This is a genomic window from Streptomyces sp. NPDC026417 (assembly GCF_055567695.1).
This window is the reverse complement of sequence record NZ_JBVHPY010000016.1, coordinates 81,639-95,810: the sequence shown is the minus strand read 5'-3', so window position 1 is coordinate 95,810 and position 14,172 is coordinate 81,639. Positions and strand designations below refer to the sequence as shown.

At 73.2% G+C, this 14,172-nt stretch carries 11 protein-coding genes; 9 read left to right on the top strand and 2 right to left on the bottom strand.

Annotation, left to right across the window (positions count from 1 at the left end; translation table 11 throughout):
- The first annotated feature begins 189 nt into the window (after nucleotides 1–189).
- Nucleotides 190–2,670 carry a DEAD/DEAH box helicase gene (locus ACZ4NT_RS24495; protein WP_467727593.1) on the top strand — a complete coding sequence of 827 codons (2,481 nt, stop codon included), beginning with the start codon at nucleotides 190–192 and terminating at the stop codon, nucleotides 2,668–2,670.
- Between the two features lie 7 nt (nucleotides 2,671–2,677).
- Here ACZ4NT_RS24495 and ACZ4NT_RS24490 read toward each other — a convergent pair whose 3' ends face one another.
- Nucleotides 2,678–3,679 carry an SMP-30/gluconolactonase/LRE family protein gene (locus tag ACZ4NT_RS24490; protein ID WP_467727592.1) on the bottom strand — a complete coding sequence of 334 codons (1,002 nt, stop codon included), beginning with the start codon at nucleotides 3,677–3,679 and terminating at the stop codon, nucleotides 2,678–2,680.
- A 127-nt stretch (nucleotides 3,680–3,806) separates the two neighbouring features.
- Here ACZ4NT_RS24490 and ACZ4NT_RS24485 point away from each other — a divergent pair, with 127 nt between their 5' ends.
- Nucleotides 3,807–4,247: a MarR family winged helix-turn-helix transcriptional regulator gene (locus ACZ4NT_RS24485; protein ID WP_467727591.1), complete on the top strand. Its 441-nt coding sequence runs from the start codon at nucleotides 3,807–3,809 to the stop codon at nucleotides 4,245–4,247.
- Between the two features lie 27 nt (nucleotides 4,248–4,274).
- Here ACZ4NT_RS24485 and ACZ4NT_RS24480 read toward each other — a convergent pair whose 3' ends face one another.
- Nucleotides 4,275–5,381, bottom strand: coding sequence for a pyridoxal-phosphate dependent enzyme (locus ACZ4NT_RS24480; RefSeq protein WP_467727589.1), 1,107 nt, complete (start codon nucleotides 5,379–5,381; stop codon nucleotides 4,275–4,277).
- Between the two features lie 213 nt (nucleotides 5,382–5,594).
- Between ACZ4NT_RS24480 and ACZ4NT_RS24475 the strand changes: the two genes are divergently transcribed.
- From ACZ4NT_RS24475 to ACZ4NT_RS24445, 7 genes are all read left to right on the top strand, one after another.
- Nucleotides 5,595–7,157 carry a S8 family peptidase gene (locus tag ACZ4NT_RS24475; RefSeq protein ID WP_121405772.1) on the top strand — a complete coding sequence of 521 codons (1,563 nt, stop codon included), beginning with the start codon at nucleotides 5,595–5,597 and terminating at the stop codon, nucleotides 7,155–7,157.
- 238 nt (nucleotides 7,158–7,395) lie between these two features.
- A complete protein-coding gene (locus ACZ4NT_RS24470; RefSeq protein ID WP_467727586.1) occupies nucleotides 7,396–8,604 on the top strand; it encodes a DUF4190 domain-containing protein in 1,209 nt (402 codons plus the stop codon).
- A 147-nt stretch (nucleotides 8,605–8,751) separates the two neighbouring features.
- A complete protein-coding gene (locus ACZ4NT_RS24465) occupies nucleotides 8,752–9,504 on the top strand; it encodes a GntR family transcriptional regulator (protein ID WP_121405774.1) in 753 nt (250 codons plus the stop codon).
- Nucleotides 9,505–9,921: 417 nt separating this feature from the next.
- The gene (locus tag ACZ4NT_RS24460) at nucleotides 9,922–10,104 is read left to right on the top strand and encodes an SPOR domain-containing protein (RefSeq protein WP_121405775.1); all 183 of its coding nucleotides are present in this window, start codon (nucleotides 9,922–9,924) and stop codon (nucleotides 10,102–10,104) included.
- A gap of 45 nt (nucleotides 10,105–10,149) precedes the next feature.
- Nucleotides 10,150–10,557, top strand: a complete 408-nt coding sequence (locus tag ACZ4NT_RS24455; protein WP_121405776.1) for a (deoxy)nucleoside triphosphate pyrophosphohydrolase — start codon at nucleotides 10,150–10,152, stop codon at nucleotides 10,555–10,557.
- A 218-nt stretch (nucleotides 10,558–10,775) separates the two neighbouring features.
- Entirely contained in the window at nucleotides 10,776–11,234 is a 459-nt protein-coding gene (locus tag ACZ4NT_RS24450; RefSeq protein ID WP_183116993.1) for an ATP-binding protein, read from the top strand.
- Between the two features lie 313 nt (nucleotides 11,235–11,547).
- Nucleotides 11,548–14,169, top strand: a complete 2,622-nt coding sequence (locus ACZ4NT_RS24445) for a SpoIIE family protein phosphatase (protein WP_121405777.1) — start codon at nucleotides 11,548–11,550, stop codon at nucleotides 14,167–14,169.
- The last annotated feature ends 3 nt before the right edge of the window (nucleotides 14,170–14,172 follow it).

Here is a 14,172-nt window from a genome sequence, read left to right as displayed (position 1 = left end):
ACCGCCACGGCCCGGCCGTCCCCGCCCCGAGCCCCCCGGCTACGGGCACGGACCGCCCCGATGTCCCCCGGCGCAGGCCACGCCACGGCACCCGGCGCGGGTTCCGACCCCGCCCCCGCTGTCGGTGCCCCGTGGAAGACTGCGCGGGGCGGGGTGGACAGCGCACGCGGACTGGACCAGAGGGGCGTCATGGCGGGTGTCGACGGGGTGGCGGACTCCGCGGTGCGCGGCACGCGGGGGCCGGAGGCCGGGGTGCCGCGGCCGGGGCGGGAGGAACCGCCCGTGGGACGCCGGGCGCGGGAGCTGATCGACGCGGGCGGCCGGCTGCACGACGCCGCGCGCACCGTCCTCGCCGACCACGCCCGCGCGCTGGAAGCCGTACGGTCGGCCCTGGCGCCGCTCCGGGCCGGTCTGGTCGCCGCGGAGCTGGAGTCCATTCCGGTGTCCCGGCTGAAGGACGTCACCGAGGGGCGGCTGCGGCTCGGCGCGATCGAGTCGGCCGGGCTCGCTTCGGTGCGGGCCGTGCACGAGGCGAGCCGCTTCGAGCTGCGGCAGATCCCCGGCGTGGGCGCACAGACGGCCGACCAGGCACTCGCCGCCGCCCGGCAGATCGCCCGGGCGGTCGAGGAGACCGTCTCCGTACGCATCGACGTGGACCGCCCCGAACCGCGGACCACCGCCCTCGTCGTCGCCCTGCGCAGACTCGTCGAGGCGGGGCCGGAGCTGCGGCGGGCCGTGGACGCCGCCGGACGGCTGGACGAGCGGCTCGGGGCGCTGCTGCCGGCGGCCCGCCCGGCCGCCGGGCGGCTGCGCATGGCGCTCGCCGGGCGCCACGGCCGCGAGCACGCGCTCGCGGCCGTCACCGAAATCCGCCGGCTCACGGCCGACGCCCGCGAGCGGGGCCTGCGGCTGCTGCTCGCCCAGGCCTCGACGGACCTGCTGCGCGAACCGGCCTCCGACATCGAGGCCTGGGTCGACTTCGAGCTGCGTTCCGCGGACTACTACAGCAAGCTCGCCGAGGTGTCGGACCAGGCGCCCGACGTCGAGGCCGCCGAGGGCTTCCTGCCGTCGGAGGTCGCCGAGCGGGTGCACGCGCAACCGCTGGACGACACCCACCTGCGGGTGTCCCTGCGCGGCTACCAGTCCTTCGGCGCCCGCTTCGCCCTGGCCCAGCGCCGGGTCGTGCTCGGCGACGAGATGGGGCTCGGCAAGACGGTCCAGGCGATCGCGGCGCTGGCCCACCTCGCGGCGGAGGGGCACACCCACTTCCTGGTCGTGTGCCCGGCCAGCGTGCTGATCAACTGGACGAGGGAGATCGGCGCGCGCAGCACCCTGCGGGCCGTTCCGGTGCACGGCCCCGACCGGCGGGACGCGTACGCGGAGTGGTCCGAGCGCGGCGGTGTCGCGGTCACCACCTTCGACGTCCTGCACACCCTGCCGGGACCCGCCGCCGAGCCGGTGCCCGCGAGGGCCGCGGGGGTGGGCGCCGCCCGGTCGCGCAGGTCACTGCGCGCGTCGCGGCCGACCGGAACCCCCGAAGGGCCGCCTCCGCCGCGCACCTCCGGCGGGGCCCGGCGCACCGGGACGTCCGGCGGGACCGGGCCGGACCGGACACGCACGCCGTCCGGGCGGTGGCGATCGGGCGCGGCGCCCGGCGGGGCCGCGCAGGCGGACGGGGCAGGGGCGTCCGGAGCGAGGCCCGGCCTGCTCGTCGTCGACGAGGCGCACTACGTGAAGAACCCGGAGACCCGCCGCTCCAAGGCCGTCGCCGCCTGGACCGCGCACTGCGACCGTGTCCTGTTCCTCACGGGTACGCCGATGGAGAACCGGGTGGGGGAGTTCCGCAGCCTGGTCCGCCACCTCCGTCCGGAGCTGGTCCCCCGCATCCACGGCAGCGAAGCTGTCGCGGGCCCGCACGCGTTCCGCAGGTCGGTCGCCCCCGCCTACCTCCGCCGCAACCAGCAGGACGTCCTCACCGAACTGCCCGCACTCGTCGAGGTCGACGAGTGGGAGGAATTCGGCGCGGCGGACCGGGACGCCTACCGCCGAGCCGTCGAGGCCGGGAACTTCATGGCGATGCGGCGGGCCGCGTACGCCGACGCGGAGAAGTCCGCCAAGCTGCAGCGGCTCCGCGAGCTGGTGACGGAGGCGGCGGCGAACGGGCTGAAGGTGGTCGTCTTCTCGTACTTCCGGGACGTGCTCGGGACGGTCCACACGGCTTTGGGCGACAGCGCGTTCGGGCCGATCTCCGGGTCGGTGCCGGCCGCCCGCCGCCAGCGTCTGGTGGACGAGTTCGCGGCGGCGGACGGGCACGCGGTGCTGCTGTGCCAGATCGAGGCGGGCGGTGTCGGGCTCAACCTCCAGGCGGCGTCCGTGGTGATCCTCTGCGAGCCGCAGGTCAAGCCGACCCTGGAACACCAGGCCGTGGCCCGCGCCCATCGCATGGGCCAGGTCCGCACGGTCCAGGTGCACCGCCTGCTCGCCGCGGACAGCGTGGACGAACGGCTGCTGGAGATCCTGAGGAACAAGGACCGGCTGTTCGACGCCTACGCGCGCCGCAGCGACGTGGCGGAGGCGACCCCCGACGCGGTCGACGTCTCGGACGGAGGGCTCGCCCGGCGCCTCGTGGAGGAGGAGCAGCAGCGGCTGGCCACCGAGGCACATTCCTGACGTAACGTCAGATTCCGTGCACCCATGCCACGGTGAACGGTGTCTCGGGTGTCCCCGGCCCCATCGGCCCGCCCTTGTCGAACTGTGAACGGACGACGAGCGTGCGCCCGCCGTGCCGCACGAGCGTCGTCGGGATCTGCAGCGCCCTGTCGGTGACGCTGCGCTCCAGGCGGGCCGAGGTGCCGTCGCGGGAGAGGCGCCAGCGGGTGATCGTGTCGGTCGTGTTGTGGGCGGCCCACAGGGTCCCGCCGACCAGTTCGAGCCCGTCCCCGTTCACCAGGTCGCCGCCGGTCAGCGCGACGGTGCCGAGGCGGCCGGTGGCGAGATCCACACGGTGCAGGGCACCCCCGGTCATGTCGACGGTGAAGAGGTGGCGGCCGGTGGCGACGATGCCGTTCAGGGTGAAGGTGCCGGGCGGATGCGGGGCGATGACGCCGCCGAGGTCGTACGCGACGGTGAGCGTCGCACGGCCGCCGCGCGCGGTCGCCCGGGCCAGCTGCGCCGGCGTCACACGGTAGATCACCTCCCGCACGCTGTCCGTCAGGTAGGCGCTGCCGTCCGGCGTGATCGCCAGGTCGTTGACGAAGCGTGCGCCGTCGCCGGGCACGTCGAAGCGGGCCAGCAGGTCGCGGGTGCGCAGGTCGTAGACGTCCACTCCGGCCGTCGAGTCGGTCACCCAGAGGCGGCCGGCGCGGTCGGCCTTCAGTCCGTTGGCGGTGGTACGCCCGTCCGCGCCCGCGGGCAGGAAGACCTCGGCGGTACGGCGGCCGGGTGTGGCGCGGTAGACCGCGCCGGTGCTGTACGAGCCCACGTACAGGTCGCCCGTGCGCGGGTCCGCGGCGATGCCCTCGGGGTAGACGCGGTCGCCCGGCAGCTCGTGGGCGGTGGTGACACGCGCCGTGGGGACGCGGGGCGCGGCGGTCGCGGGGGGCGGAGCGGTGACCGCGGTCGCCGCGGCGGTCAGGGCGGCGGCGGTCAAGAACGTGCGGCGCTGGATCGAACGGGACACGACGGTGCCTCTCGGTCGGCGTCGGAAAGCAGTGGTCGAGTGCGAAGGTAAGTTAGGGCTCTAATGCTCGTCAAGGCACTAATGTGCGAGAGAGTGCTTATCGTCGGATGGCCGATATCATGCGCGGATGACGTCCATGCCCGCGGCCGAGCGCCTCGGCTCCCACATCAAGCGGGCCGAGCAGGCTCTCAACGCGACGAAGACCGCCGTGCTCAAGCCGGCCGGCCTCACGGTCGCGCAGTACGGGGCACTGCTCCACCTCAGCGCGAACGCCGGTATCTCCGCCGCCGCGCTGGCCCGGCTGTGCGGCGTCACGCCGCCCACGATGAACACGGTCCTGAAGAACCTTCAGGACCAGGGCTTCATCGAGCGCACGCCGCACGCGTGGCACCGGAACGTGCTGGAGACGCGCCTCACCGACGCGGGCCGGGCCGTCCTGTCCGACGCGGACGCCCGGGCGGTACGGGTCGAGCGGGCGCTCGCCGCGGAGTTCACGGACGAGGAGCGCACGGCCCTGACGGGCCTGCTGGGCCGGTGCGTCGACCTCCTCGAAAGGGAACGCCCCTAGGACGTGTCCGCCTGGGGATTTCCCCCGCTACGGCACCGCCAGTCCCGTTTTCGCCCCCGCCCCGCACAGCGGGACGACCGCCGTGCGCTCCCCGAGCCGGGCCTCGCGCACCGCCGCCCAGCAGGCGGCCCCGGTCGACTCCACGTAGAGCCCCTGCGACGCCAGATCCATCTGCGCGTGCCGGATCTGGTCCTCCGTCACCGTGAGGAACGTGCCGCCCGACTCCCGTACCGCGCGCAGGATCTGGCGGGCCCGGGGCGGCCGGGGGATCGCGATGCCCTCCGCGAAGGTGGGCGCCGCGGCCGTGACGCCGACCAGGTCGTCCGCGCCCTCGGCCCAGGCGTGGGCGAGCGGCGCCACCGCGGCCGCCTGGACCGCGTACAGGGCGGGCCGCCGGTCGATGAACCCGGCGGCGTGCAGCTCGGCGACGGCGAGGGCCGCCCCGAGGAGCAGCGTGCCGTTGCCGACGGGGACGACGAGGACGTCCGGGAGCCGCCCGTCGAGGGCCTCCCACAGCTCGTGGACGTAGGTCTTGGTGCCGTGCAGGAAGTACGGGTTGAAGACGTGGGAGGCGTAGAACGTCTCCGGCTCGTCCGCGGCCCGCCGGGCAGCGGCGGCCGTGGCCTCCCGGTCGCCGTCCACCACGTGCAGCCGCGCCCCGTGCGCCTCGATCTGCTCCAGCTTCTTCGGCGAGGTGGCGGCGGGGACGTACACCGTGCAGGGCAGCGCGGCCCGCGCGCAGTACGCGGCGATCGCGGTGCCCGCGTTGCCGCTGCTGTCGGCGAGGACCTGCCGGGGCCCCAGCCGCAGCGCGAGCTCGGCCAGCAGCACCGCACCGCGGTCCTTGAACGACAGGGTCGGCATCAGGAAGTCGAGCTTGGCCGAGATGCCGTCGCGCAGCGGCACCAGCGGGGTGCGGCCCTCACCGAGGCTGACCGTGGGGCCGGCCAGTGGCAGGCACTCGGCGTACCGCCACAGCGAGTTCACGCGTCCGGTCAGGGACTTGAGGGTCGCGGGCGTCGGGGAGAAGTCCAGATCCAGCGGACCGCCGCAGGTCGGGCAGCACCAGGCGAGCGAGCCGGCGGGGACCCGGGTGCCGTCCGTGGGGCAGAAACAATCCGGCAAGGGTGTCATGAACGCAGGTTAGATCGGGCGGTTGGTGACGGTCTGTCATGACGGGCATATGGCACTCGCGTTACGGCCGTGCAGGACCCTTGTGCAATTCCTGTGGAAGCCTCAATCTTTCGGCTGACGCACAGGGAAGCGCGACCAGATTGACATGCCCCTGTCGTTTCGGTTCGTGCACGACCCCCACCAGCGCACCACCGATCGAGGAGGATCCCTCAGATGGCAGTGATGCGTCACACCCGCCGAAGACTGGCCGGCGCGGCAGCCGCGGCCCTCGTACTCGGCATCGTCTCGGCACTCCCCGCGAACGCGGCCCCCGCCCGTGAGGGCAGCGTCCAGTACGCCGGGGACGCCGACGCGGTCGCGAACAGCTACATCGTGACCCTGGACCCGCAGGCCGCGAAGTCGACCTCGGCGCGGGGCAAGGCCCTGGCCAGGACGTACGGCGCCGAGATCGAGCGCACGTACCGCATGGCCCTGAACGGTTACGAGGTCGAGGCCACCCCCGCCGAGGCGAAACGATTCGCCGCCGACCCGGCTGTCGCGTCCGTGGTCCAGAACCGCACCTTCCACATCAACGCGACCCAGACCAACCCGCCCTCCTGGGGTCTGGACCGCATCGACCAGAAGGCCCTGCCGCTCGACAGCAAGTACACCTACCCGGACAGCGCGGGCCAAGGCGTGACCGCCTACATCATCGACACCGGCGTACGCATCACGCACAGCGACTTCGGCGGCCGCGCCTCCTACGGCTACGACGCCGTCGACAACGACAACACCGCCCAGGACGGCAACGGGCACGGCACGCATGTCGCCGGCACGGTGGCCGGCACCGCCTACGGCGTCGCCAAGAAGGCGAAGATCGTCGGCGTCCGGGTGCTCAACAACGCCGGCTCCGGGACGACCGCCCAGGTCGTCGCGGGCATCGACTGGGTGGCGCGGAACCACAGCGGCCCGTCGGTCGCCAACATGTCGCTCGGCGGCGGCGCGGACAGCGCCCTCGACACGGCCGTGCGCAACGCCATCGCCTCCGGCGTCACCTTCGCCGTGGCCGCGGGCAACGACAACGCGAACGCCTCCAACTACTCGCCGGCCCGGGTCGCCGAGGCCATCACCGTCGGTTCGACCACGTCCTCCGACGCCCGCTCCAGCTTCTCCAACTACGGTTCCGCGCTGGACATCTTCGCGCCGGGCTCCTCGATCACCTCCTCGTGGAACACCGGCGACACGGCGACGAACACCATCTCCGGCACGTCGATGGCCACGCCGCACGTCACGGGCGCCGCGGCGCTGTATCTGGCCGACCACCCCGGCTCCACCCCGGCCCAGGTCGCCTCGGGGCTGGTCGCCGCGGCCTCCACGGGCGTCGTCACCAGCCCGGGCACCGGCTCGCCCAACCGTCTCCTGAACGTCGGCGGCGGCACGACGACCCCGCCCGGACCGCGCTTCGAGAACACCGGTGACTACGCGATCGCCGACAACGCCACGGTCGAGTCGCCGGTCACCGTCAGCGGTGTCACCGGCAATGCGCCCGCCGCGCTCTCGGTCGAGGTGCACATCGTGCACACGTACATCGGCGACCTCCAGGTCCAGCTGATCGCCCCGGACGGCTCGGCGTACACGCTCAAGGGGTACGGGACCGGCGGCAGTTCGGACAACATCAACACCACGTACTCGGTGAACGCCTCCTCCGAGGCGGCCAACGGCACGTGGAAGCTGCGCGTGAGCGACAACGCGGCACAGGACACCGGGAAGATCGACGCCTGGGCGCTCCAGTTCTGATGACCCGCCAGTGAAGTCCCCGTCCTCGCGGTACGGCTCCGGGCCCCCGGCCCGCCCGGCCGCGGGGACGAGGCATGTGCGGTCCGCGCGCCACACCCTCGCCCCCGGCAGCCGGGCGTCCGGATCGTCGCGTTCGGGACGCGCGTACCGCCGCCCCTCGTGCCCCGCTTACCATTCGCGCAGCCGTACGACAGACGCGCGGTCGTTCCGCACACCCCGCACGAGGAGCAAGGCAGACGTGGCCATACCCCCGCCGCCGGGGCCCGAGCAGCCCCAGGGCCCCTACCCGCCGTCGTACCCGCAGGCTCCTCACCCGCAGGCTCCCTACCCGCCGGCCTTCGACCCGCAGCAGCCCTATCGGACGTGGGGTCAGGGCTACTCCCCGTACAACCGGCCGGCTCCCGTGAACGGACTCGCGATCGTCGCCCTCGTGCTGGGCATCCTCTGCTTCCTGCCCGCCGTGGGGATCGTCCTCGGGATCATCGCGCTCCGTCAGATCCGGCGGCGCGGCGAGCGGGGGCGGGGCATGGCGGTGGGCGGCATCGTCATGTCCTCGATCGGCGTGGTACTGCTGGTGCTCGGGGCCGTCACCGGCGGCGCCGGCGACTTCTGGGACGGCTTCCGGGAGGCGGCGTCCGACGCGTCCGACGTCACCTTCTCCGTCGACAAGGGCGAGTGCTTCGACACGCCGGGCGGTTCCCTCGAAGGCTACGCGTACGACGTCGACCGGGTGCCGTGCGCGGGTGAGCACGATGCCGAGGTCTTCGCGAACTTCTCGATGGCGGCGGGCGCCTACCCCGGTGACGACCGGGTCGCCGACACCGCCGACACGAGGTGCTACGCCCTGCAGGACCGCTACGCCATGGACGCCTGGGCCGTCCCCGACAACGTCGACGTCTACTACTTCACACCGACCCGGCAGAGCTGGAACCTGGGCGACCGCGAGATCACCTGCATGTTCGGGAACACGGACGTGAAGGGCAGCCTGACGGGGTCCCTCCGCAACGACGCGACGACGCTCGACGCGGACCAGCTCGCCTACCTGGAGGCCGCGCGCGTCATCAACACCGCGATGGACTCGGCGCCCGAGGAGGAGTACGTCGAGGACGACCTCCCCGGGCACCGGAAGTGGGCGACCAGGATGGCCGGGGCGCTCACCGAGCAGGCCGCCCTGCTCCGCGCCCACGACTTCGGGCCCGGCGCGGCGCCGGCCGTCGACGCGCTGGTGAAGAACATCGACGCAGGGCGGAAGGAGTGGGCGAGGGCCGCGGACGCGACGGACGCGGATGCCTACTACACGCACTACGAGAAGGGCTGGGAGCTCGTCGACGGCCACCGGACGGTCACGGCACGCAAGGCTCTGGGCCTGGACACCACGCCCCCGGCATACGAGGACGAGGGCGACGGCGGGGGTGACGGCGGGGGCGGCGCCGGCGCTGAGGTGTGACGGCCGCTATAGCGGGGAGAAAGTGCCTGCGTAAAGCCCTCGGCGGGCCCTTGTCATCACATCGAGTGATTCTCTGGCCTTTGCTTGCACGAGAGAACCCACGGTTGCCAGGCTGTTGCTGTCTGTACAACCTGATGGGAGCGGCCTGTGACATTCGGTGAGCAGCCGGCGTACCTGCGCGTCGCAGGTGATCTCCGCAAGAAGATCGTCGACGGTTCACTTCCCCCGCACACCCGTCTCCCCTCCCAGGCGAGGATCCGCGAGGAGTACGGGGTGTCGGACACCGTCGCCCTGGAGGCGCGGAAGGTGCTGATGGCCGAGGGGCTGGTCGAGGGCCGCTCCGGTTCCGGGACCTATGTCAGGGAGCGCCCCGTGCCCCGCCGCGTCGCCCGCTCCGGGTACCGCCCGGACAGCGGCGCCACCCCCTTCCGCCAGGAGCAGGCGGAGTCCTCCGCGCGCGGTACCTGGGAGTCGCACAGCGAGCAGGTGGAGGCGAGCGTCGCGATCGCGGAGCGGCTCGCCGTCAAGCCCGGCGACCGCGTGATGTGCACCAAGTACGTCTTCCGGGACGCGGGCGAGGTGATGATGCTCTCCACCTCGTGGGAGCCGCTCGCCGTCACGGGCCGTACGCCGGTCATGCTCCCGGAGGAGGGGCCGCTCGGCGGCATGGGCGTCGTGGAGCGCATGGCCGCCATCGACGTGATCGTGGACAACGTGACGGAGGAGGTCGGAGCGCGCCCCGGCCTCGCGGAGGAGCTTCTCGCGCTCGGCGGCGTCCCCGGTCATGTCGTCCTGGTCGTCCAGCGGACGTACTACGCGTCGGGGCGTCCGGTCGAGACGGCCGACGTGGTCGTGCCGGCGGACCGCTACCGGGTGGCGTACCACCTGCCGGTGAAGTAGCCGCCCCGGGGGCTCAGTTGGGGCGGCGCCCTCCCGCTCCGGCCGCCTGCGGAGAGGCTCGGCGCCGCTCGTGCCGTGCGGTGGCGGCTCTGCCGGGCCGACGGGCGGGAGGCGTGTGACGGGTGCGGTGGCCGTCAACTGGGCCCATTCTCAACGCAGTTGCAATCTGGCCTTTCTCGCGCGCCGAGTCCGGCCGGTCCTCCGTCCTGCTCGTGCGCTGCTCGACGGATGCCCGACCGGCGGCCGACGGCGCATACGACGGCGTGCGCCCCCTCGGGCATGGCTTGTTGCGTACCTCCTTGTGAAAACCCGTATTCGCTGCGTGAAGGTTAGGCGTAGGCTCGGGCATATGCGGATTGCGGTTTCCTTACCGAGCGGGGCGCGGCCCAGGCCGGGGACGGGAAGTGGAGGGGCGCGATGAACGACGGCACGATCACTCTCCCCTGGCTCGTCATACGGCAGGACGACAACGGCAATCGCTACCGTGTCGGCCGGTACGCGACCCGTGCCGAGGCCCAGAAGATCGCCGACAGCCTCGACGGCCGCGGCCACAAACAGCTCTACTGGGTCGAGCGGATCGGGCAGAACGGAACCCGGTGAGCCGCCGTTCCGCGAGCCCCGCGCCGCTCCCGTAGGCTCCGGCGCATGACCGAACGGATCGTGGTCGTCGCGGCCGCCCTGCTGAGCGGTGGTCGTCTGCTCGCCGCGCGCCGCAGCGCCCCTCCCGAACTGGCCGGCCGCTGGGAGCTGCCCGGCGGGAAGGTCGAGCCGGACGAGGCTCCCGAAGCGGCTCTCGTGCGCGAACTGCGCGAGGAACTGGGTATCGAGGCGGAGCCGGTGAGCCGGGTCCCGGGGGAGTGGCCCTTGAAGCCCGGGTACGTCCTGCGCGTGTGGACCGCGCATCTGCTCCCCCACTCGGCCGCACCGAAACCCCTTCAGGACCACGACGAACTGCGCTGGCTGACGCCGGAGGAGATCGCGGACGTGGCCTGGCTCGACCAGGACGTCCCCGCCGTCCGGGCCACCCTCCCGCAGTGGGCGGCACACTCCTGACACCGTTGTCCCCGCCCTCCTGACCTGCGCGTGCCGCCGCACGGCCGGGGGGCGAGCCCGCCTTCCGGGCGCGTGAGCCGTCCGGTCTCCCGGGCGAGTGGGGCGCCTGCGGTCCCGCCGACGCGGGGCGCACGGGGGCACCGGCCGCGGCGCCTGCGTACGCCGTTCGTGCCACAGTGCTCCGACGAAGGCGGTAAGGCGTCCCGGATATCGGGTATGTGCCCATTAACCCCACGAAACCGGACATCGGTGGGCTCCTGGTCTGGGAAGTGATCGGCGTGCTCCACACCGACGGCGAATGCGCCGAGTGGACGTTTCCCGCGGAGGCGGGCGCCGTCCGCACCGCTCGCGCTCTCGTCCGCGGCCAGCTGAACATCTGGGACCTCGACTCCCTCGGCGACATCACCGCCCTGCTGGTCAGCGAACTGGTCACCAACTCCCTGCGGCACGCCACCGGGCCCATCGGCGTACGGCTGGTGCGCCCCGCCGCGCTGCCGGACGCCCTGCTCGTCGAGGTCTCCGACCCGCTGCCCGACCTGCCCCGGGAGCGGGCGGCCCACCCCGACGACGAGGGCGGGCGCGGCCTCCAGCTCGTGGCCGGATCCTCGCGCCGCTGGGGGATGCGCCCCGCGGACGCCGGCAAGACGGTGTGGTTCGAACTGGCGGTCCCCGGGTGAGCAACGCGAGGGCGCCCCTGCCGGGTGCATGGGGTGCCGGTGCGCGGGCACCCGGCGGGGGCACGCTGCCCGACGGGGCGGTGGCGTGCGGCGCAGTCGAAAAGATCCGGCCAGCGGTACGGGCGGGAGTCTTTGGTTCGACTGGGCCTCACCTGGTTAGAAGACTGGAAGTATGAGGCGGCCGGTCCAAAAACCATCGGGACCGTGCTGTGATCGTGAACACCGTGTTGTGCGGGGCCGTAGTGCTGGATACTGCGGGCAGCCGCCCCCGGTGACCGGTGCCGGACGCGGTGAGCTGGAGGGGACGGTTCGCGTGAGCGAGATACCAGCGAAGGCCACGGGGTCCGAGGACCCGTCGGGCCGCGCCAGGGCCGACGCCACGGGCGAGGTCACGCCGGGGCCCGGCGGGGCGGTGGGCGACGCCGAGGGCGTGGGCGACACGATGTGGCAGAGCAGCCCGCCCGGCTCGATCTACGACTACATCAAGGTCGCGTCCTTCTCCATCGGCCCCGACGGGCTCGTCGACCAGTGGAGCCTGCGTGCCGAGCACCTCTTCGGGATCGCCGCGGAGCAGGCCGTCGGCATGGACCCCATCGAGGCGTTCGTCGCCTCCGACCAGCGTGCGCGCGGCCACCGCAAGATGGCGGAGATCCTCGACGGCCGGGAGTGGACCGGCGTCGTGCCCTTCCGGCTGCCGGCCCCGGCCGAGGACGGCGGGCCCACGGAGGGACTGGCCGAGGTCTACGTCATGCCCACCACGACCGAGCACGGCGAGCGCGCCGCCGTCTGCATCGTCGTGGACGTGCGCACCCTGCGCCGCATCGAGACGGACCTCGCCGCCTCGCAGGCGATTTTCGGTCAATCTCCCTTCGGTTTCCTGCTGATCGACGGCGACCTGCGGATCCGCCGCGCCAACGAGCGGTTCGCCTCGGTCTTCGGCGGCACCGTCGACGACCACCGCGGCCGTACCGTGCACGACTATCTGCCGCGCTCGGAGGCGGAGCGCGTCGCCGCGACGCTGCGCCGCGTCCTGGAGACCGGCAACTCCATCACCGACATGCACGTCACGGGCCAGGTGCCCGACTCCGACGAGCGCCGCCACTGGTCGGTCAACCTCTACCGCGTGCACAGCGGCACCGGTCGCCCCATCGGCATCGCCTGGCTGGGAACCGACATCACCCGGCGCCGCGCCGCCGCCCGCGAGGCCGCCGCGGCCCGCCGCAACCTGGCCCTCCTGAACGAGGCGGGGGCCCGCATCGGCAACTCCCTCGACCTGGAGACCACCGCCCGCGAGCTCCTCGACGTCGTCGTCCCCGGCTTCTGCGACCTTGCGACCGTCGACCTCTACCAGGGGCTCCTGGCGGGTGACGAGACCCCGCCGGGCCTCGCCGACGGCAGCGCCGAGCTGCGCCGCGTCGCCTTCTCCAGCGCCGTCTCGGACGCCCCCTTCGGCGGCGGCCCGTCACCCGTCGCCGTGGGGGCCGTCCACCACTTCCCCTTCAACTCCCCCTGCGCGGACGCCCTGCGCACCGCCCGGCCGCAGTACATCCCGGCGGACGAGGGCGGCCCCATACAGTCCACGCTGGCCGTGCCGATGGTCGCGCACGACACCGTCGTGGGCCTGGCCCAGTTCTCCCGCACGAAGGGCAGCGAACCGTTCGGCGAACGCGACCGCGCCCTCGCCGTCGAGCTGGCCGCACGCGCCGCCGTCTGCATCGACAACGCCCGCCTGTACCGCCGTGAGCACGAGCGGGCGCTGATCCTGCAACGCTCCCTGCTGCCACCGGGCGACCCCGAGGCCTCCGGCCTGGACATCGCCTGCCGCTACCTGCCGGGCAACGCGGCCACCGAGGTCGGCGGCGACTGGTTCGACGTCATCGAACTCCCCGGCCACCGCACGGCCCTGGTCGTCGGCGACGTGATGGGACGCGGTCTGCGCGCCGCCGTCGCGATGGGTGAACTCCGTACCGCCGTCAGGACGTTGGCCCTTCTGGATCTCGAACCCGCCGAGGTGCTCTCCGCGTTGGACGAGATCGCCCGCGGGCTCGGCACCCCCGGCGGCGTCCAGCAGGCCACCCGCACCGCCCGCCAGCCCCGCGACGCCGACCTCTCCGAGGTGTACCTCGCCACCTGCGTGTACGCGGTCTACGACTCCGTCACCCGGCGGTGCACCTTCGCCAACGCGGGCCATCTGCCGCCGGTGCTGGTCGAGCCCGGCGAGACCGCGCTGATGCTGGACGTGCCGCCCGGCATGCCCCTCGGGGTCGGCGGCGAGCCGTTCGAGGAGGTCGAGGTGGAGCTGCCGGAGGGAGCTCTGCTCGCGCTCTACACGGATGGACTGGTCGAATCGCGCGACCACCCGCTCGACGAGGGGCTGCAGGCCTTCGTCGGTGCCCTCACCGATCCCACCCGGCCCCTGGAGGACGTCTGCGACCACGTCCTGAGCACCCTCGACACGCATCACGGCGAGGACGACATCGCGCTGCTGATGGCCCGGGTCCAGGGGCTGCCGGCCGATTCGGTCGGCGACTGGACGCTGCCGCGCGAGCCGCGCAGCGTGGGCCGGGCCCGTGAGTACGCGCGCGGCCAGCTGCTGTCGTGGGACCTGGAACCCCTGGTCGACACCGCCGAGCTGCTGGTCAGCGAACTGGTGACGAACGCCCTGCGCTACGGCGAGGGCGAGATCCGGCTGCGGCTGCTGCTCGACAGGACGCTGGTGTGCGAGGTCTGGGACGCCGGACTCGTCCAGCCGCGGCGGCGCCGCGCGCGCGACACCGACGAGGGCGGGCGCGGCCTCCAGCTCGTGGGGCTGCTCTCCGCCGCCTGGGGGTCGCGGCGCACCCCCCGCGGCAAGACCGTCTGGTTCGAACTCCCGCTCCCCGACGGGGAGACCGGCCTCGCGGACCCGGCCGAGGCCCTGCTCAGTCTGTTCTGACCC

Coding starts and splice junctions, on each gene's coding strand:
- ACZ4NT_RS24495 (WP_467727593.1), top strand. CDS start 190: ATGGCGGGTGTCGACGGGGTGGCGGACTCCGCGGTGCGCGGCACGCGG.
- ACZ4NT_RS24485 (WP_467727591.1), top strand. CDS start 3,807: ATGACGTCCATGCCCGCGGCCGAGCGCCTCGGCTCCCACATCAAGCGG.
- ACZ4NT_RS24480 (WP_467727589.1), bottom strand. CDS start 5,381: ATGACACCCTTGCCGGATTGTTTCTGCCCCACGGACGGCACCCGGGTC.
- ACZ4NT_RS24475 (WP_121405772.1), top strand. CDS start 5,595: ATGGCAGTGATGCGTCACACCCGCCGAAGACTGGCCGGCGCGGCAGCC.
- ACZ4NT_RS24460 (WP_121405775.1), top strand. CDS start 9,922: ATGAACGACGGCACGATCACTCTCCCCTGGCTCGTCATACGGCAGGAC.
- ACZ4NT_RS24455 (WP_121405776.1), top strand. CDS start 10,150: ATGACCGAACGGATCGTGGTCGTCGCGGCCGCCCTGCTGAGCGGTGGT.